We start from the raw sequence: 19,066 nt of genomic DNA, 5'->3' as shown, positions 1-19,066 counted from the left end.
CTTGCTACAGGTGAGCGGCCCGCCGCACCAGGCATGGGCATCTCGCTGCGCTGTGCGCAAAGCCAGGCCTTCCCACTAAGGAGTCAACGTGATCGATGGGCAACCGCTTGCCTGCTTCCAGCCCTTCATTGATACCGCCACAGGGCTGATTGCCGGTGTAGAGGCCCTGGGGCGGTTGCGCCAGGCCGATGGCAGCCTGCAGTCGGTCGGTCCGCTGTTCGTCGATTCCAGACTGTCGCCGGCGCTGTTGCGCCGCCTCGACCGGCAACTGCGCGAAGACGCCCTGCAACGGTTGCACGAAGCGCCGGCGGACTGGTTCCTCAGCCTGAATATTTCTCCCCGCTGGATCAGCCGCCTGCGGCCGGGGCAGATGCTGCCCAGCCTCAAGCAGTTGCAGCGCTTCGGCGTGCCGGCCGAGCGCATCGTCTTCGAGATCACCGAGCTGGGTGGCGCCAGCCAACGCCTGGCCGAGGTGGTGGCCCGCTACCGCGAGGCGGGCGCGCGGATCGCCATCGACGACTTCGGCGCCGGCTATTCCCAGCTCGACCGGGTGCTTGCCCTGCAGCCGGACATCCTCAAGCTGGACATGCGCCTGTTCCAGGCCGCGGCCAGGGGCGGCCCCAGCGGCGAGGTGGTCAAGGCCCTGGCACAGATGGCCGAAAAAACCGGCTGCTGGATCATCGCCGAAGGCGTGGAAACCGAAGCCGAGCTGGATTTCGCCCTGGAATGCGGTGCGCGCTACGTGCAGGGTTACCTGTTCGCCGAGCCGAGACTGGAATTCTTCAGGACCGACGCCTTCGTCGAGCGCTTTGGCCGCCTGCGCGACCGCTACGTGCAGAACAAGCTGGCCGAGCGCGCCCGGCTGATGAATCTGCGGCGCAGCCTCAATCAACTGATGGCGCAACTGCGCGGCTGGGCCGAAAGCAACGCCCCGGTCGCCAGCCTGGCCTGCCCCGCGGACTACCCCTGGCTGCTGCGCATCTACCAATGCGACCGCAATGGCACGCAGCTCACCCCCAACCTGCACTGGGAACCGGGCGGCTGGCAGGAAGACCCGAGCTACCGGGGCCACAACTGGTCGTGGCGGCCCTACTTCTACCAGTTGCTGGCCGAAGGCTGGGAAGAGCGCCGCCTGACCCTGTCCAGCACCTACCGCGACGCCACCACCAACCAGTACTGCCTCACCGCCGGGCAGTTCATCGATGACGGCCGCCGCCTGCTGCTGGTGGATATCGACGCCGCGTGCCTGGCGATGGACTGAGCCGCCGGCCGAGGCTTGGGTTAGAGTAGGGACTTCGGCCACTGAACGGCGAGGACAGGCCTTGGACTGGCAGACCCTGCTCACCCGCGAACGACTCGGCAAACCGGCGCACAGCACCGACGAGCTGGGCCGCAGCCCCTTCCACAAAGACCACGATCGCATCATCTTCTCCGGCGCCTTCCGCCGCCTCGGGCGCAAGACCCAGGTGCACCCGGTTTCCAGCAACGACCACATCCACACGCGCCTGACCCACTCCCTGGAAGTCAGCTGCGTGGGCCGTTCCCTGGGCATGCGCGTGGGAGAAACCTTGCGCGATGCGCTTCCGGGCTGGTGCGATCCGTCGGACCTCGGCGTCATCGTGCAGTCGGCCTGCCTGGCCCACGACATCGGCAATCCACCCTTCGGCCACTCGGGCGAAGACGCCATACGCCACTGGTTCGAGCAGGCCGCGGCAAAGGGCTGGCTGGACGCCATGAGCGACGCCGAGCGCGCCGACTTCCTCAGTTTCGAAGGCAACGCCCAGGGGCTGCGGGTACTGACCCAGCTGGAGTATCACCAGTTCGACGGCGGCATGCGCCTGACCTACGCCACCCTCGGCACCTACCTCAAGTACCCCTGGACCTCCCGCGATGCCGAGGCCATGGGCTACAAGAAGCACAAGTTCGGTTGCTACCAGAGCGAGCTGCCGCTGCTCGAGCAGATCGCCGCCAAGCTCGAACTGCCGCGCATCGGCGAGCACCGCTGGGCACGCCACCCGCTTGTGTACCTGATGGAGGCCGCCGACGACATCTGCTACGGCCTTATCGACCTGGAAGACGGCCTGGAAATGGAGCTGCTGGATTACGCCGAAGTCGAGTCGCTGCTGCTGGGCCTGGTGGGCGACGACCTGCCGGAAACCTACCGCCAGCTCGGCCCGCTGGACTCGCGCCGGCGCAAGCTGGCGATCCTCCGTGGCAAGGCCATCGAGCACCTGACCAACGCCGCCGCGCGGGCCTTCGTCGAGCAGCAGGACGCCCTGCTGGCCGGCACCCTGCAGGGCGACCTGGTGGAACACATGCACGGTCCGGCCAAGCGATGCGTGCTCAAGGCCAAGGCCATCGCCCGCGAGAAGATCTTCCAGGACAAGCGCAAGACGCTCCATGAGATCGGCGCCTACACCACCCTGGAAATCCTCCTCAACGCGTTCTGCGGCGCGGCCCTTGAGCAACACGGCGGGCGTACGCCGTCGTTCAAGCACCGGCGCATCCTCGACCTGCTCGGCAACAACGCACCCGATCCGTCCTGGCCGCTCTACCGGTCGTTCGTCCGGGTGATCGATTTCATCGCCGGGATGACGGACAGCTACGCTACTGAGATGGCCCGTGAGATGACTGGCCGCTCCAGTCCGACCTGACGGAATAGCGCCGATGCGAACCTTGTTCAGACGTAGCCTGCGCTGGCACGCCGGCCCACCGGCCTGGGGTCCGGCGCTGATGGCCGGGATGGGCTGCGGCTTGCCGCTGATGCTGGGCCTGTTCACCAGCCACAGCGGTTTCCTCTGGGCCGCCACCGGCGCGTTCCACGCCGCCCTGGCCAACCCCTACCACCGCCTCGGCATGCTGCGCATGCTGCTGCTCACCTGGCTTGGCGCCGTCTGCGCCGGGGTGGGGTTCTGGGTCGCCAGCCACCCCCTGCTGAGCCTGACCAGTTTCGCCTGCATGGGCCTGTTGCTGGCCGTGCTGCAGCGCTACGGCAGCGAGCTGGGCAAGCTCGGCGTCGGCCTGGCGGCCTGCCTCTGCCTCGGGCAGGGCCAGGCGGGTCTGGGCAACCTGCACAATGGGCTGGCGGTGGGTGCGCTGTTCGCCATCGGCGGGCTCTGGGTGATGCTGCTGGCGTTCGGCCTGCGGGCGTCCCGTGGCATGCGCCTGTGGCCGCTGATGCCGCGCCTGGGCAGTTTCGCCAGGGTCATGCGGCGCCACGCCCAGCGCCTGCCCCAGCGACTCTGGTTGATCCACGCCCTGGCCTGCACCCTGGCCGCGGCGCTCGCCGGCCTGGCGGTGAACCTGTCCGGCATGCCCCGGGGCTACTGGCTGACCTTGACGGTGATCTCCACCATCCAGATGGACCTCGACAGGAGCATGGAGCGTGGCATCCAGCGCTGCCTCGGCAGCCTTATCGGCGCACTGATCCTGATCGGGCTAGGCAGCTGGCTGCAGGACCCCACCGTGCTGGTGGCCTGCATGCTGCCGCTGATCGTGCTCAGCCGGGCCTTCATCGCCCAGCACTACGGACTCTTCGTGGTGCAGACCACAGTGTCCTTCGTGCTGCTGGCCGAAAGCCTGTCGCAGGACTGGCACCTGCCGGAGCTGCGCCTCTACAACACCCTGCTGGGTGCCGCGCTGGCCCTTGCGGTGGCCTTCCTCGCCCATCGTGCCCGGCGCCGCTGGGGCAGTCCGGCGCCGCAGGCAGGAGAGCTGCGCCAGGGCGAATGACCCTGACGCGTCAAACCTGCAGGTGTCGCTCCAATGCCCCTTGCAGGTTGTCCAGGTGATTTCGCACCGCTTCGGCCAACGGCTCCAGCGCGGTGCCGGTGGCGCCCGTGCGGTGGGCCTCGCAGAAGGCGACGCAATGCTCCACCAGGGCCTGCGCGCCGATGAGTTTCACCGCCCCCTTGATCTTGTGCACCAGCCGTTCCAGCTCGTCCCAGTGCCCACCCAGCAGCAGTTCGTGGAGCTCCCGGGCATCGGCCTCGTTGGCCCGGTGCAACTCCGTCAGCAACAGGCGCACCACCTCCGGCGAACCACCCGCGGCGTGCCCCAGCAAGCCCGCATCGAACAGCTCGCTCGCCGCGCTCTGCGCCTCGGCCCGCCGAGTACCGGCCACCGACAGCTGCCCCAGGTAATGCTGCAACCCATCCAGGCCGATGGGTTTGAACAGGCAATCGTCCATGCCGGCTGCACGGCAGCGCGCCAGCTCTTCAGGCTGGGCGTTGGCGGTCAGGCCGATGATCAGGCAAGGCCGGGCGCCGCGTTCACGCTCCCGCTCGCGGATGTTCCGCGCCAGCTCGTAGCCGTTCATCACCGGCATGTTGCAGTCGCTGATCACCAGGTCGAAGTTCGACCGCTCCCAGGCCTGCAACGCCTCATGGCCATCGCCCGCCGACTCGGACAGGTGGCCGAGGAACTCCAGTTGCTGCACCAGCATCAACCGGTTCACCGGATGGTCGTCGGCCACCAGCACACGGAACACCTCGGTTGCGGGCGTCTCGGCCGACGGTTGTTCCGCCTTGCGTTGCTGGGGCCGCAAGCGCGGCAGGCACAGGCTGACGGTGACCCGCGTACCGATGCCGGGTTCGCTGTGCAGTTCCAATCCGCCCTCCATCAGGCCCACCAGCCGGCGGCAGATGCTCAAGCCCAAGCCGGTGCCACCGCGCTCCACGCTCATGCTGCCAGCGAACTGGGTAAAGGGCTGGAACAGCCGTTTCTGGTCCTCCCGGGAGATGCCGATGCCGCTGTCCTCCACCACCAGGGTCAGTTGCAGCTGGTCGGCGCCAAAGGGTGTCGCTCGCAGGCCGACACGAATTGCGCCGCGGTCGGTGAACTTGATCGCGTTGCTGATGAGGTTGGAGAGGATCTGCTTGAAACAGGACGGGTCCAGCATCGCCTCATCCTGGCTTTCCAGGTCCAGCTTCAGCGATAGCTCCAGGCCCTTCTGCCAGGCCAGTCCTTCGAACACCCGCACCACCGATTCGACCAACGCGCGCGGCGAAGACCGCCGGGGTTCGAGCACCAGACGCCCGGACTCGATCTTGGCGATGTCGAGGATGTCGCCGATCAGCGCTAGCAGGGAATCCGCCGAATCCCGCGCCACCTGCACCGCCTCGCGGTCCAGCCGATCGCGCTTGAGGGCCAGTTCGAGCATGCCGGTGATGGCGTTCAGCGGCGTGCGGATCTCGTGGCTCATGGTGGCGAGAAAGCGGCTCTTTGCCACATTGGCGGACTCGGCCTGCTCCTTGGCCTGGCGCAGTTCCTCCATCAACCGGTTGCGTTCGGTGATGTCGACCCAACCGCAGATCAGCCCACGGATGCTCTGCTGGGCGCCGCGATAGGGGATCGCCCAGTAGGACACCTCCAGGCTGTTGCCGCGCAGGCTCAGGCGCTGGTCGCTGAACAGCGACTCGCCGCTGTCCAGGGCCCGCAGGCTAAGGTTATCCAGCTCCTCCAGGGTATTGGCCTGGATGCCCGGCACCTCCAATAGGCGCTTGCCGATCAGGTCGTCCCTCTGCACGCCGATGGCCTCGACGAAGCTGAGGTTGCAGGTGATGGTGCGCCCCTGCAGGTCACGCACCTGCATCGGGAAGGGAATGCCGTCGATGAGCGAGCGCTTGAACGCCAGCTGGTCGTTCAGCCGGCGCTCCTCGCGCTCGCGCCGCTGCACCTGGCCACGCAGACGCAACGCCCAGACGGCGAAGGCCAGCGCCAGCAGCAGGAACAGGCCGCCGACCTGGTGGACCCGCGCGCGGTAGTCGCTCCAATCGCCATCGCCCGCATCGGTATTGGTGTGCCAGCGATTGATGATGCCGCCCAGTTCGTCCGGAGAAATCGACAACACCGCCTTGTCGAGGATGCTGAGCAGTTCGGGCTCGTTCTTGACCACCGCGAAGACATAACGCGCCGGGTCACGCCCCAGGGTGTCGGCGATCTGCAACTGGCCGGGGTAGTTACGGTTGATCAGGAAGCTCGCCGACACCATGGAATGCAGCGCGGCGTCGGCGTTGCCCTCGGCCACGCTGGCCAGCGCCTGGGCGCCGTTGCCCACCTCGAGCAGCCGCACCCTCGGGTAGGTCTCGCGGATGTAGCCGGTCAAGGCGTGCCCGGCGGGCAGCGCGAGGGTGCGCCCGGCAAGCTGATCGATGTCGGTCAGATCCTTGCTGGTACTGCGCACCACGATCACGCTGCTGCTGCTGAAATAGGGCCGGGTGAAGCGCAGGTACTGGCTGCGCTCGGGCGTGGCGACCAGGGTCGCGGCGAAATCGGCCTTGCCGTCGCGCAGGCTGTCGAGCATCCCGACGACACTGGAACTGTTCTGCACCTCGAACTCCAGGCCGGTCTTGTGCCGGATCAGCTCCAGCAGGTCCGGCACTATCCCGCGCAGGCGGCCCTGGGGGCTGAAGAAGCTCACCGGCTCGAAGCTGCCATCCACCACCAGCCGGGCCGGGCCATGGCGTTCCAGCCAACGCTGTTCGCGCTGGGTGAGCTTGAGCGGCTCATTGCCGAGGAAGAACCCCGCCCCGCCCCCCCAGCGGCGCAGGATAGCGGCCCGCTCGGCCTCGGGAACGGTCTCGATGGCGCGGTTCAGGATGCGTTGCAGGCGCAGGTTGTCGGGTGCCAGGGAAAAACCGAAGCCGCTTTCGTCGATGCCGGCGAAGTTGGTCATGCGCAGATTGACCAGGTAACTCTGGCCGATCAGGTAGCTGGCGGTAATGGCGTCGCCGATGAACACGTCGCTTTGGCCAAAGGCCACCGACTGCAAGGCGCTGCGCACCGAACCGTGCAGGCTGAGCTCGGCACCGGGATAAAGCTGGCGGATGCGCCGGACGCCGTCGCCCTCGCCGAACAGCGCCAGGCGCAGGCCGGAGTTGTCATCGTCGAGAGAGCGCTTGTCGTCGATGCGCATCACCATCACGGGCTGATGCTGCACATAGGCACGGGTCTGGATCAGGCCCTCGGCCAGGCTGTCGCTCCCCAGGCTGCTGCCCAGCAGGTCGATCCGGCCGCTGCGCAGGGCCTGGCGCGCCTCCTGGCGATCGGCGAAGCGCAACACCTGGACCTTCACCCGCAAGGCCTGGGCGATCAGGTGCAGGTAGTCGGCCGTCAGCCCCTCGTAATCACGATCACTGGCGGTGATGTCGAACGGCGGGAAGTCCGGCTCGCTGGTGCCGATCCGCAACACATCCCGGCTCCGCAGCCAGTGCTCGTCCTCGGCCTCCAGCTGCACCTGCAGACCCTGCAGCTGGGAGCGACCCAGCAGGCCGAGGTCGGTGGCTTCCGCGGCCTGACCCCACAGCGGAAGAAAAACCAGCAACAGCGCGAGCAAGCGCATGGGAAGAATCAGATCAAGGCGTTGCGGTTGGCGAACTCCACCAACTCGATCAGCGAGCGGGCGTTCAGCTTCAACAGCAAGCGGGTCTTGTAGGTGCTGACGGTCTTGTTGCTGATGAACATCTCCTCAGCGATTCCCTTGTTGCTGTAGCCATTGGCGAGAAACTTGAGCACTGCCAGCTCGCGATCGGAAAGGCGGCCGATCATCTCGATCTCGTCGGGCAGCCCCACCTGGCGCTTGCCGGACTTGATCACGTCGCTGGGGAAGTAGCTGTAGCCCGAAAGCACCGCGCGCACCGCCGCGGTGACTTCGGAGAGATCGCCCTCTTTGCAGACGAAGCCCGCCGCGCCGGCCTGCATGCAGCGCGTGGCGTAGTGGTTGGGGTTCTGCCCGGTCAGCACCAGGACCCGCAGGGGCAGGTCGAGGGCCTGCAGCCGCGCGATCACGTCGAGGCCGCCGAGCTTGGGAATGCCGATGTCGAGGATGACCATGTCCGGCAGGTGCTCCCGCGCCAGCGCGATGGCATCCACGCCGTTGTCCGCCTCAGCCACGATGGCGTAGCCCTCGCGGTCCAGCAACAGGCGCACCGCCAGGCGAATGACCGGATGGTCGTCGACGATCATCACCTTGTAGGCGGACTCGCCTCCGGTCTCGAGAAAATCATCCAGGTTAACCAGCTTGCTCATGGCATCTCTCCCTTGGCCCGTTGAAGGCTGTCAAGATAGAGAAGCCCTTCGCACTGTCGACCCCTGGGACCCGCCGCCGGCCCAATTCAAGAAGCCACCTACTCGAACTTGCACCCCGTCCTACGCAAAGCGTCCGATTTCGGCGAAACCCATCACTTGCTTCCGAAGTATTGAGTGGACCAACCCACGGAACCCAGCACCTACCGCTGAAGGGAATTTCCGTACCCATCGGCGCTCGGGGCTGTCTGGCAAGGCAATTTGCACGACGCCGGGCAGCACCCTCATCTATGCTCCTTTAGCCCTCAGGGAGGGGGCTAAAGGAGAGTGCCGCAATGCCGCAAAAGTTCTCGGAGCGTCGTTTTCCGCTGCATGTCCATATCAGCGCGCTGTTCACTCTCCTCCTGGTCCTCACTGGTGTGGTCCTGGGCCTGTTCAACTACCGCCAGACCAGCCAGATCATCCTCTCCAGCAGCGACGAACTCTTCGGCCGCATCAGCGAAGAAGTGGAAACCGACCTGCGCCACACCTACCAGCCCATCCACCACCTGCTGAACCTGCTGGCGCTGATCGGCGGCGACCAGAACCAGGGAACCTTCGAACGCGTGGACAGCCTGCTCAAGCCCCTGGCCCAGGCCCTGCAGGACAACCCCAAGCTCGCTTCGCTCTACTTCGGCTACGACGACGGCGACTTCCTGATGGTCCGCCCTCTGCGCGACGAGGTACTGAAGAAAGCCTTCGACGCCCCGCCCAAGGCCGCTTACCAGGTCTGGAGCATCGAGCGCGACAACAACTACCGAGCGCAATCCACCAGCATCTTATTCGACGACAAGCTCCAGGAAATCAGCCGCCGCCAGAACCTCAAGGAGGGCTATGACCCGCGAGGACGACCCTGGTATTACCGGGCCCTGGAGCAGGACGGCAAGATCACCACCGCGCCCTATGTGTTCTTTTCCAGCGGCGCGGTGGGCACCACCCTGGCCAGACCCAGCGGAACCGACGCGGTGATCGGTGCCGACCTGACCCTGAACGATCTCTCCGCCACCCTGGCCAAGCACAAGGTCACCCCTTCCACTGAAGTGGCGCTCTACCAGCCGGACGGCCATGCGGTGGCCTACCCCGACGCCGGCAAGCTGATCGTTCGCAGCAACGGCACGCCCGAGCTGAGCAACGTCAAGGACCTCAGCCCGAACCTCGCCGTCGTCGGCCAGTTGCCCGGTGACGGCGACCTGCGCACCAGCCTGGAGTTTGGCGACCGGCGCTGGGTGGTGACCCGCCAACGCCTGAGCGACGGCGGCCCGCAAGGCCTGCAACTGGTCATGCTGACCCCCGAGGACGAGCTGTTGGACGACGCCTACCGCATCCGCTGGCAGAGCGCGATGCTGACCCTGGGCATCCTGTTGCTGTGCATCCCGCTGGGCATCCTGCTCTCGCGCATCCTGGTCAAGCCGCTGCACGCCCTGGTGACGCAAGCCGAGGCGATCCGCAGTTTCAACTTCGACCTGCCGGCCATGGGCCGTTCGCCGGTACTCGAGGTGGACCAGCTGGCCGTGGCCATGGCGCGGATGAAGGACACCATCGCAAGCTTCCTCGAGATCGCCTCCAGCCTTTCGGCGGAAACCCGCTTCGACAACCTGCTGCGCCGCGTACTCCACGAAACCATCGAAATCAGCGAATCCGCCGGCGGCCTGCTGTACCTGATCGACAACCAGAACGGCCGGCTGGAGCCCCACGGCCTGTTCCTCAACAACCAGGAGCAGGATCTGGAGACCCACGGCATCCGCAGCTTCGGCCTGGAGAGCCCGAGCATGCCGCGCTGGCTCGACCTGCCCGCCCACGGCGGACCCAGCCAGCAATGCTCCTTCGGCTACGACCAGGCCGGCGCCTACCGCGACCTGCTGCAGACCCTGGCCAGCCCACGGGTGCACCTGGTCAGCACCGGGCTGCACAACCGCCAGGGCGTGACCATCGGCGTGCTGGTGCTGCTGCACCGTGACACCGGCAGCGAGTCGCGGTCGAATCTCCTCAGGCCGGAGCGCATCGCCTTCGTCGAGGCCATCTCCGGGGTCGCCGCGCTCTGTATCGAAAGTCAGCGCCTGCTGGAGAAGCAGAAGCAACTGCTCGATGCCTTCATCCAGTTGATGGCCGGCGCCATCGACGCCAAGAGCCCCTATACCGGCGGCCATTGCCAGCGCGTGCCGGAGATCACCCTGATGCTGGCCCGGGCCGCCGCGGACAGCAAAGAGCCCGCCTTCCGTGGCTTCAACCCCACAGACGAGGAATGGGAAGCGCTGCACATCGCCGCCTGGCTGCACGACTGCGGCAAGGTCACCACCCCGGAGTACGTGGTGGACAAGGCCACCAAGCTGGAAACCCTGAACGATCGCATCCACGAGATCCGCACCCGCTTCGAGGTGCTCAAGCGCGATGCCTGGGTGGATTACTGGCAGGGCCTGGCCCAGGGCGCGGACGAAGGCGAAGCGGCACGGCTGCGGGATGAGGCGCTGGCGGCGCTGGACGACGACTTCGCCTTCATCGCCCGCTGCAACCTGGGTGGCGAAGCCATGGCCGAGGCCGACCAGGAACGCCTGAAGCGCATCGCCGCGCGGACCTGGACGCGCACCCTGGACAATCGCCTGGGGGTTTCCTGGGAAGAGGCGCAGCGCCTGGCCCGTACACCGCCGGCGGTCCTGCCGGTACAAGAGCAGTTGCTGGCCGACCGCCCTGACCACCTCCACGAGCGTCCAGCCAGCGAGTTGATCGCACCGGACAATCCCTGGGGGTTCAAGCTGCAGGTGCCCCTGCACAAGTTCAACCGGGGCGAGCTGCACAACCTCTCCGTTGGACGGGGCACGCTGACCGACGAAGAGCGCTACATCATCAACCACCACATCGTGCAGACCATCCTGATGCTCAACCACCTGCCCTTCCCGCCGCACCTGGCGAACGTGGCGGAGATCGCCGGTGGGCACCACGAGAAGATGGACGGCACCGGCTACCCGAAACGCCTCACCCGCGACCAGATGAGCCTGCCCGCGCGCATGATGGCCATCGCCGACATATTCGAAGCCCTGACGGCCGTGGACCGCCCCTACAAGAAGGGCAAGACCCTCTCCGAGTCCCTTGGCATCATGGCCGGCATGTGCCGTGGCGCCCATGTCGATCCAGACCTGTTCGGCCTGTTCATCGTGTCCGGGGTGTACATGGACTATGCCCGGCGCTTTCTCCGGCCGGAGCAGATCGATTCGGTGGACGAGGCGGCGGTGCTGGCCAAGGCCGGGCTCGACTGAACCCGCGCAAAAACGAAAAAGGGCGCCACAAGGCGCCCTTTTTCATCGGTGAATCCGTCAAGCGTTGACGGAGTTCTCCGGGTACCACACGTCCAGCAGCTGGCTGACGGTGAAGGCCGCCACTTCGGCGTGGCCTTTCTGCAGCCAGGCTTCGACCTGGCTGCGCTGCTCGGCGGTCACCGAGCCACGCTTGCCGAGGCAGACGAAGCCGTATTCTTCGGAGCCGATGAAGCCCAGGCCGTTACCCTCGACTGCTTCCTCGATGAAACGATCGAAGAATGCCGAAGCCGCTTCCGGGTCAACGCCCTCTTTGTAGTTGAGGGTGAGCTCGAAACCCAGTTCCTGGAATTCGTCGACGCACAGTTTCTTGCGCAGGCGGCGGGAGCGATTGGTGGCCATGTGGCAGTTCCTCGGTAAATGACGGGCCGCACTCTACCAGTTTCCGCCGCAACTTGCCCGTCCGAAGCCGTTCGAGCGGCCCCTGGCGGACGAAATGAACAGCGAACTCGCGCAGCACGGGAAGGCTTGCGGCATAATGCGCCGATTTCCTGAACCCTCATGGGAACAGCTGCCATGCCGACCGTTTTCGTTACCCGCCCTCGCCTGGAGGGCAAGCCTTGATGCTCAAGTCCATCCGTACCCTCGCGCTCACCGCCCTGATCCTGCCCTGCGCCCTGCCCCTGCATGCCGCCCAGGTCAACACCAGCCTGCCGGCCAAGGTGCAGAAGGCGCTGACCGCCAACAAGATTCCCGCCAATTCGCTGTCCCTGGTGACCCTGCCGCTCACCGGCCCGGGCGCCCAGACCCTGGTCAACGCCGACCTGTCGGTGAACCCGGCCTCCACCATGAAGCTGATCACCACCTTCGCCGCCCTCGAGCTGCTCGGCCCCACCTACCAGTGGAAGACCGAGTTCTATGCCGACGGCCCGCTGAAGAACGGCGTGCTCAACGGCAACCTCTACCTCAAGGGTGGCGGCGATCCGAAGCTGAACATGGAGAAGCTCTGGCTGCTGATGCGCGACCTGCGCGCCAACGGCGTCCGCCAGATCACCGGCGACCTGGTGCTGGACCGCGGCTACTTCGTTCATCCGCAGCTGCCGGCCTTCAACGATGACGGCGGCGACCACAACAAGCCCTTCCTGGTGGGGCCGGACTCGCTCCTGGTCAACCTCAAGGCGGTACGCCTGATCGCCCGCGCCGAAGGTGGCAAAGTCAACCTGGCCATGGAACCGCCGATCGAAAGCATCCGCATCGACAACAAGGTGCAGGTGACCAAGGCCGCCAAGTGCCCGGCCTGGCCGGACGTACGCTACAACCCGGTGACCCAGTTCGACGGCACCACTTTGATCGCCAGCGGCAAGCTGCCGGAAGGTTGCAGCGCGCAGACCTACATGTCGCTGCTCGACCATCCCGCCTACGCCGCCGGTGCCGTGCGCAGTTTCTGGAAGGAACTGGGCGGCAGCATCGACGGCAAGGACCGTCTCGGCGAGGTACCCAAGGACGCCAAGCTGCTGGCGCGCGCCTTCTCGCCCGACCTCGTGGAAGTGATCCGCGACATCAACAAGTACAGCAACAACACCATGGCCCAGCAGCTGTTCCTCAGCATCGGCGCGCGTTTCCGCACCAGCGCCGACGGTGATGACGCCAAGGCCGCCCAGCGGGTGATCCGCGACTGGCTGGCCAAGAAGGGCATCACCGCGCCGCACCTGGTGATGGAGAACGGCTCCGGCCTGTCGCGCAACGAGCGGGTCAGCGCCCGTGAAATGGCCGCCATCCTCCAGGCCGCCTGGCACAGCCCCTACTCCGCCGAGTTCATTTCCTCGCTGCCGCTGGTGGCGATGGACGGCACCATGCGCAAGCGCCTGAAACGCACGGCGCTGGAAGGCGAGGCCCACATCAAGACCGGCACCCTGAACACCGTCCGCGCCATCGCCGGCTTCAGCCGCGACAGCAACGGCAACAGCTGGGCCGTCGTGGCCATCCTCAACGACCCGCGCCCCTGGGGGGCTTCGTCGATCCTCGATCAGGTGCTGGTGGACCTCTACCGCCAGCCCAAGAGCGTCGCCAACGCCAACTGAGCCCGGACTGGCCGCCCCTAGCGGGCGGCCATGTCCTCAGCAACGTAGGATGGGTCGAGCGAAGCGATACCCATGCTGTCCGTGGAAGCTGATGGGTATCGCTTCGCTCAACCACATCCTACGAATGTCATCCTGATAGCCAGGCAGCTCAACCGTCACAGGCAGAGCCGATGACTCATGACCACGTCCCAAGGACGTAGCTCCCCAAGTTCGAATGAATTCGCCGCTACAACTCCTGTAACTCAATCCGAGATACGGATCTGGTCACGCCCACCCTGCTTGGCCGCGTAGACCGCGGCGTCCACGCGCCGCAACAGGTCGTCGGCATTCTCCCCGTCACGCCAGGCGGCACAACCGAAGCTGGCGGTGACCCGCCCCACGCCCGCCACATCCTCCCGCGTCAATGCCTGCAACAGCGCCTGGGCCACCTGGAAAGCCTGGTCGACGTTGGTGTCCGGGCACAGCACGACGAACTCCTCGCCCCCCAGCCGGCACAGCACGTCGATCCGCCGCAGGCGCTCACCCACGCGCAGGCACAGGGTCTTGAGCACCCGGTCGCCCGCCTCGTGGCCGTGGCAGTCGTTGATCTGCTTGAAGTGGTCGACATCCAGCATCACCAGCGCCAGCGGACCTTCGCGGCGTTCGGCACGGGCGATCTCCAGGTCCAGGCGCTCCTGGAAATAGCGCCGGTTGTAGACCCCGGTGAGGGCGTCGGTGACGGACAGTGCGCGCAACTCCTGCTCCACCAGCTTCAGGCCGGTGATATCGGTGATGTAACCGTGCCACAGCAGCGCGCCGTCCTCGCCGCGCTCGGGCACCGATTCACCACGTAGCCAGCGCAGGCCCTGGCGCGGCAGCAGAATGCGAAAGTCCTCGCGCCAGGCGGTAAGCATCTCGCCGGAGCGTCGAATGGAAGCCTGCACCCGCTCCTGGTCGTCGGGGTGGATACGTTCCAGCAGCCCACGGGCGTCGTCCCGCACCACCTCCGGCGTGACTTCGAAGACCTCGAGTATCCCGGCGCTGGTATAGGGGAAGCTGAAATGCCCGTCCGCGGACATGCGGAACTGGTAGAGCACGCCCGGCACCCGCGCGCTGAGTTTTTCCAGCAACCGGTCGCGCTCCTCCAGCGCCTGCTGAATCAGCTTGCGCTCGGTGACGTCGATGGCCACGCCGAGGTACCCCACCAGCACTTCACGTTCATCGCGCACCCCGGTGAGGATCAGGCTGCAGACCAGTTGGCTGCCATCGCGGCGCTGCAGGGTCCACTCGCGTTCGTCGAAGCGGTCGCCACGGGTGACCTCCTCCACGTAGGCCTGGAAGTCGGGCACCGATTTGCCGAGGCGCCGCCCCAGCTCGATGCAGCGCGCCCGTACCTCGCTCTCCACATGCAGGACTTCCGGGTGACGACCGATCATCTCCAGGGCGCGATAACCGAACATGCGCTCGGCGCCGACATTGAACTGGAGGATGGCACCACGCAGATCGGTGCTGACGATGGATACCTGGGTCGCGGCATTGAGCAGGCTGCGCAACTGGCCATGGGCCATGGCCAGTTGCAGCTCCACCGCCTTGCTCGAACTGATGTCGGTCTGGGTACCGATCATGCGCAGCGCCAGGCCATCGGGGCCCCGCGCCACCACCTTGCCGCGGTCCAGCACCCAGACCCAACGGCCGTCCTTGTGCAGCATGCGGTGCTGACTCTGATAGACCGGGCTGGCGCCGCGCAGGTGGAGGGCCAGCTCGGCCCGGGCCTGGGGCAGGTCCTGGGGGTGAATCAACCGGACGCGCGCCTCGGCGGTGTCGTCCACCTCGTTCTCCGCGTAGCCGAGCATGGTCTTCCAGCCACGGGAGATGAACACCCGCCCGGACTCCGGTTCCCAGTCCCAGACGCCATGTCCGGCACCATCCAGGGCGAAGCTCCAGCGCTCCTCGCTGAACTGCAGCTCGATCTCCCGCTCGCGCAGCTCCAGGGTTCGTTCGGCTACCAGGGCCAGGGCGTTCTGCCGCTGGTTGACCAGCAGCAGCAGGTAGCCGGCCAACAGCAGGGTGAAGGCGGTCCCGCTGATGGCTACCAGGCTCGCGGTGGATAGCACGGGGCCGGCGAGGAAGGCCGCGCTGGGCATCACCTCCAGCAAGTACTGGCGATCGCCGAAGGGCACCATGCGGCGCTGCAGCAGCTCGCTCCGGGGTACCTCGGCACTCTGGTAGATCAGGGTTTGCTGGCCATCCGCGCCGATGTCGCTGACCCGCATCACCAGGCTTTTCAGGTTGTGCGGGGTGATGGCGGCCTCCATCTCCAGGTCCATGTTGAGCACCGCCACGACCAGGCCACGCAGGTGGGCGTCATCGTCCGCATTGCCCGCATAGACCGGCGCCACCAGCACCACGCCGTAGCGCTCGCCCTCCGCCGCGCCGATCACCCGCACCCGCTCGGTGACGCTGACGTCGTGGGTCTTTCGTGCCCGGAGGATGGCCGCGCGCCGCTCTGGGTTGGAGTTCAGATCCAGCCCCAGGGGCACCGGGTCGATGCGCGTGGTCACGCTGTAGTAGACCGGGAAGTACTCGGCCCGGGGCCGGCTGGGCACCAGGCCATCGCCCTGCATTTCGCGGATGCTGAATCCGGCCATGCCCTCGGCACGGGCGCGGGCCTCGAACGCCTCCCGCTCGGGGCCGGCCACGCGCGGCACCCAGGAGTAGACCAGGGTGTCGCCCAGCAGCGGGCCAACGAAGCCCTGGAACTCTTCGGGGCTGACTTCATAGGAATTGCCGAAGAAACGCCGGACCGCATCCAGCTCCCTGAGCTGTCCGTCCAGACGCTCCTGGATGCGACTGATGCGCTCGGTGGCGGCCAGGTTGAAGCGTTCGCGCACTTGCGCCTGCTCAGTGCTGCGCACCGCCTGGCTGAGCAGCAGCGTGAGCGCTATCCCGCCGAAAAGGGTCAACAGGCACACCAGCCACACCAACGGGCGGCCGGATAGCAATGCCGACAGGTTCAGTTTTTCCTTGGCAAGCGACTGCATGCTCACTACTCGAATCTGGGTGTGGAAATACCGTCCCTGTGAGCATCAACATAGCCAGATAGTGGCACTTTGCCTAGAAGCCGTACCCGCCAGCCGACCGTCCATGGCAATCGCCGGACGGTTGGAGCCGCCGGCGAACAGCCGCGCGCGAATCAGCGCGTGGCCAGCCTCCAGGCACGGTGGATCTTGGTGTTACGGGCGAAGTCCGGATCGATGGTCTCGGCGCTGATCTCGGTCACCGCATAACGGGCGGCCAGGCCCTCGTCCAGCTCGAACTTGCGGAAGTTGTTGGAGAAATACAGCACGCCGCCAGGCGCCAGGCGCGCCATGGCCAGATCCAGCAGCTGGACCTGGTCGCGCTGTACGTCGAACACCCCTTCCATGCGCTTGGAGTTGGAGAAGGTCGGCGGGTCGATGAAGATCATGTCGTATTCGCCGCGATCCTCCGCCAGCCAGGCCATCACGTCGCCCTGTTGCAGCTTGTGCTTGTCGGAGAAGCCGTTCAGCGACAGGTTGCGTCGCGCCCAGTCCAGGTAGGTCTTGGAAAGGTCGACGCTGGTGGTGCTGCGGGCGCCGCCCTTGGCCGCATGCACGCTGGCGGTGGCGGTGTAGCAGAAGAGGTTGAGGAAACGCTTGCCGGCGGCCTCGCGCTGGATGCGCATGCGCATCGGGCGGTGGTCGAGGAACAGGCCGGTATCCAGGTAGTCGGTGAGGTTCACCAGCAGCTTCACGCCACCTTCGACGACCTCGAGGAAGCGCCCCTCGCTGCCCTGGCGCTCGTACTGGCGGGTGCCGCTCTGGCGCTCGCGACGCTTGACCACCACATTGGCCGGGTCCACGTCCAGCGCCTGGGGAATCGCCGCCAGGGCGTCGAGCAGACGTGCCTGGGCCTTCTCCGGATCGATGGAGCGCGGCGGCGCATATTCCTGCACGTGCACGCGGTCGCCATAGAGATCGATGGCCAGGGCGTACTCCGGCATGTCGGCGTCATACAGGCGATAGCACTGGATGCCTTCCTTGCGCGCCCACTTGCCCAACTGCTTGAGGTTCTTCTGCAGGCGGTTGGCGAACATCTGGCCGCCTTCGGACAGGCGCGCCGGCTCGTTCTGCGGGGCGCTGCGCGACTCGTCGCCGGCCGCGCGGCGTTCGCCGGTGACGAACTGCTCGGGCAGCACCTTGAGCAGCAACAGCTTGCACGCCAGGGCGCCGTTCCAGAAGGCGTACTGCTTGTGACTGCGAATGCCCATGCGCTTGCCCAGTTCGGGCGCGCCGGTGAAAACCGCCGCTTCCCAGCCCAGGCACGCCTGGCGCAGGCGTTCACCGAGGTTCTGGTAGAGGTACAGCAGGCTGGCTTCGTCGCCCAGGCGCTCGCCATAGGGCGGGTTGCTGACCACCAGGCCCTTCTGGTTCTGGTCCGGGCGTGGCTCGAAGGTGGCCAGTTCGCCCTGGTAGATCTTCACCCAGTCGCCCAGGCCCGCACGCTCGATGTTGTTGCGCCCCGGCTGGATCAGGCGCGGGTCACCCTCGTAACCACGGATCCACAGCGGCGGCTTGGCCAGGCCGGCGTCGGCGCGGGCGCGGGCTTCCTCGTGGAGCTTCTTCCACAGCGCGGGCACGTGTCCCAGCCAGTTGGAGAAGCCCCAGCGCTCACGCTTGAGGTTGGGGGCCATGTCGGCGGCCATCATCGCCGCCTCCACCAGGAAGGTACCGACGCCGCACATCGGGTCGGCCAATGCCCCGCCCTCGGCGGCGATGCGCGGCCAGCCGGCGCGAATCAGGATGGCCGCGGCGAGGTTTTCCTTCAGCGGCGCGGCGCCCTGCTGCAGGCGGTAGCCACGCTGGTGCAGGCTGTGGCCGGCGAGGTCGAGGGACAGGATCGCCTCGCCCTTCTCCAGGCGCAGGTGGATACGCAGGTCCGGATTGACCTTGTCGATCGAGGGGCGCACGCCATCGGCGGTGCGCAGCTTGTCCACCACCGCGTCCTTGACCTTGAGCGCGCCGAAGTGGGTGTTGTCGATGCCGGAACCATGGCCGCTGAACTCCACGGCGAGGCTACCGCTGGACATCAGGTGATCGTGCCAGTCCACCGCCAGCACGCCCTGGTACAGGTCCTCGGCGTTCTGCACCGGGAAGCGCGCCAGTACCAGCAGCACGCGGTTGGCCAGGCGCGACCAGAGGCAGAGGCGGTAGGCGGTTTCCAGGTCACCCTGGCCGCGAACCACGGCGACCTGCTCGCGCACCTCCTGCAAGCCGAGTTGCGTGGCCTCTTCGACCAGCAGGCCCTCGAGGCTCTTCGGGCAGGTGAGGAAAAGTTCGTAGCAGTCCGACATGGGAAAATCCAGGGCCTTCAGAGGCGATCAGCGGCACAGGAATTAGCCTGTGCGGTAACAGAATGTGTGACGTAAGGTCGCGGAACGGCCCTTCGTCGGAATGGAAAAGCTTCCAATTTGTGCGCCAGATGAAGTAGCACTACGACATCATTGATCTGGCCGACCCCCAAGCCACGGGGCTTAGACCGAAAAGTGGCTAAAAACGTTTCCTACAGCTTATGGCCGTTACGCCCCATTAGTTACGCCCTTATGACAAAACGATCATTCACAGGCCAAGGGGCATTGGTTAGAACTCAGCTTAATCCGCCGCCGCAATGGCAGTG

10 protein-coding genes are annotated in these 19,066 nt (G+C 66.3%); 5 read left to right on the top strand and 5 right to left on the bottom strand.

From position 1 onward, the window contains the following. Positions 1-88 precede the first annotated feature (88 nt). The 3 genes from PCA10_RS10280 to PCA10_RS10270 all read left to right on the top strand — a co-directional run bounded on the left by PCA10_RS10280 (position 89) and on the right by PCA10_RS10270 (position 3,732). Entirely contained in the window at positions 89-1,261 is a 1,173-nt protein-coding gene (locus tag PCA10_RS10280) for an EAL domain-containing protein (RefSeq protein WP_016492008.1), read from the top strand. Between the two features lie 61 nt (positions 1,262-1,322). Then, positions 1,323-2,654 (top strand): deoxyguanosinetriphosphate triphosphohydrolase, encoded by a 1,332-nt coding sequence (locus tag PCA10_RS10275; RefSeq protein ID WP_016492007.1) that lies wholly within the window; start codon positions 1,323-1,325, stop codon positions 2,652-2,654. A gap of 13 nt (positions 2,655-2,667) precedes the next feature. Continuing rightward, positions 2,668-3,732, top strand: a complete 1,065-nt coding sequence (locus tag PCA10_RS10270; protein WP_016492006.1) for an FUSC family protein — start codon at positions 2,668-2,670, stop codon at positions 3,730-3,732. A 10-nt stretch (positions 3,733-3,742) separates the two neighbouring features. Here the strand turns inward: PCA10_RS10270 and PCA10_RS10265 are convergent, their stop codons facing one another. After that, complete coding sequence (locus PCA10_RS10265; RefSeq protein ID WP_016492005.1) at positions 3,743-7,342, bottom strand: transporter substrate-binding domain-containing protein; 3,600 nt, start codon at positions 7,340-7,342, stop codon at positions 3,743-3,745. 8 nt (positions 7,343-7,350) lie between these two features. Then, positions 7,351-8,028, bottom strand: a complete 678-nt coding sequence (locus PCA10_RS10260) for a response regulator transcription factor (protein ID WP_016492004.1) — start codon at positions 8,026-8,028, stop codon at positions 7,351-7,353. 332 nt (positions 8,029-8,360) lie between these two features. Between PCA10_RS10260 and PCA10_RS10255 the strand changes: the two genes are divergently transcribed. Next, a complete protein-coding gene (locus PCA10_RS10255) occupies positions 8,361-11,315 on the top strand; it encodes an HD domain-containing phosphohydrolase (RefSeq protein WP_016492003.1) in 2,955 nt (984 codons plus the stop codon). Positions 11,316-11,372: 57 nt separating this feature from the next. On the opposite strand, the gene PCA10_RS10250 is transcribed toward PCA10_RS10255, so the two are convergent. Continuing rightward, positions 11,373-11,714, bottom strand: coding sequence for a YggL 50S ribosome-binding family protein (locus tag PCA10_RS10250; protein ID WP_016492002.1), 342 nt, complete (start codon positions 11,712-11,714; stop codon positions 11,373-11,375). Positions 11,715-11,935: 221 nt separating this feature from the next. On the opposite strand from PCA10_RS10250, the gene dacB reads away from it, so the two are divergent. Next, positions 11,936-13,393 (top strand): D-alanyl-D-alanine carboxypeptidase/D-alanyl-D-alanine endopeptidase, encoded by a 1,458-nt coding sequence (dacB, locus tag PCA10_RS10245; RefSeq protein ID WP_016492001.1) that lies wholly within the window; start codon positions 11,936-11,938, stop codon positions 13,391-13,393. Between the two features lie 242 nt (positions 13,394-13,635). Here dacB and PCA10_RS10240 read toward each other — a convergent pair whose 3' ends face one another. Together PCA10_RS10240 and rlmKL are read right to left on the bottom strand one after the other, a co-directional pair. After that, complete coding sequence (locus PCA10_RS10240) at positions 13,636-16,413, bottom strand: sensor domain-containing diguanylate cyclase (protein WP_016492000.1); 2,778 nt, start codon at positions 16,411-16,413, stop codon at positions 13,636-13,638. A gap of 152 nt (positions 16,414-16,565) precedes the next feature. Further along, positions 16,566-18,743: a bifunctional 23S rRNA (guanine(2069)-N(7))-methyltransferase RlmK/23S rRNA (guanine(2445)-N(2))-methyltransferase RlmL gene (rlmKL, locus tag PCA10_RS10235; protein ID WP_016491999.1), complete on the bottom strand. Its 2,178-nt coding sequence runs from the start codon at positions 18,741-18,743 to the stop codon at positions 16,566-16,568. Between the last annotated feature and the right edge of the window lie 323 nt (positions 18,744-19,066).

Source organism: Pseudomonas resinovorans NBRC 106553 (assembly GCF_000412695.1).
Taxonomy (GTDB): Bacteria; Pseudomonadota; Gammaproteobacteria; order Pseudomonadales; family Pseudomonadaceae; genus Metapseudomonas; species Metapseudomonas resinovorans_A.
This window is presented reverse-complemented; position numbering and strand designations above follow the sequence as displayed.

What these genes read in the sequence shown, in the direction of transcription:
- PCA10_RS10270 (WP_016492006.1), top strand. Translation starts at nt 2,668, where the DNA reads ATGCGAACCTTGTTCAGACGTAGCCTGCGCTGGCACGCCGGCCCACCG.
- PCA10_RS10265 (WP_016492005.1), bottom strand. Translation starts at nt 7,342, where the DNA reads ATGCGCTTGCTCGCGCTGTTGCTGGTTTTTCTTCCGCTGTGGGGTCAG.
- PCA10_RS10260 (WP_016492004.1), bottom strand. Translation starts at nt 8,028, where the DNA reads ATGAGCAAGCTGGTTAACCTGGATGATTTTCTCGAGACCGGAGGCGAG.
- PCA10_RS10255 (WP_016492003.1), top strand. Translation starts at nt 8,361, where the DNA reads ATGCCGCAAAAGTTCTCGGAGCGTCGTTTTCCGCTGCATGTCCATATC.
- PCA10_RS10250 (WP_016492002.1), bottom strand. Translation starts at nt 11,714, where the DNA reads ATGGCCACCAATCGCTCCCGCCGCCTGCGCAAGAAACTGTGCGTCGAC.
- dacB (WP_016492001.1), top strand. Translation starts at nt 11,936, where the DNA reads ATGCTCAAGTCCATCCGTACCCTCGCGCTCACCGCCCTGATCCTGCCC.
- PCA10_RS10240 (WP_016492000.1), bottom strand. Translation starts at nt 16,413, where the DNA reads ATGCAGTCGCTTGCCAAGGAAAAACTGAACCTGTCGGCATTGCTATCC.
- rlmKL (WP_016491999.1), bottom strand. Translation starts at nt 18,743, where the DNA reads ATGTCGGACTGCTACGAACTTTTCCTCACCTGCCCGAAGAGCCTCGAG.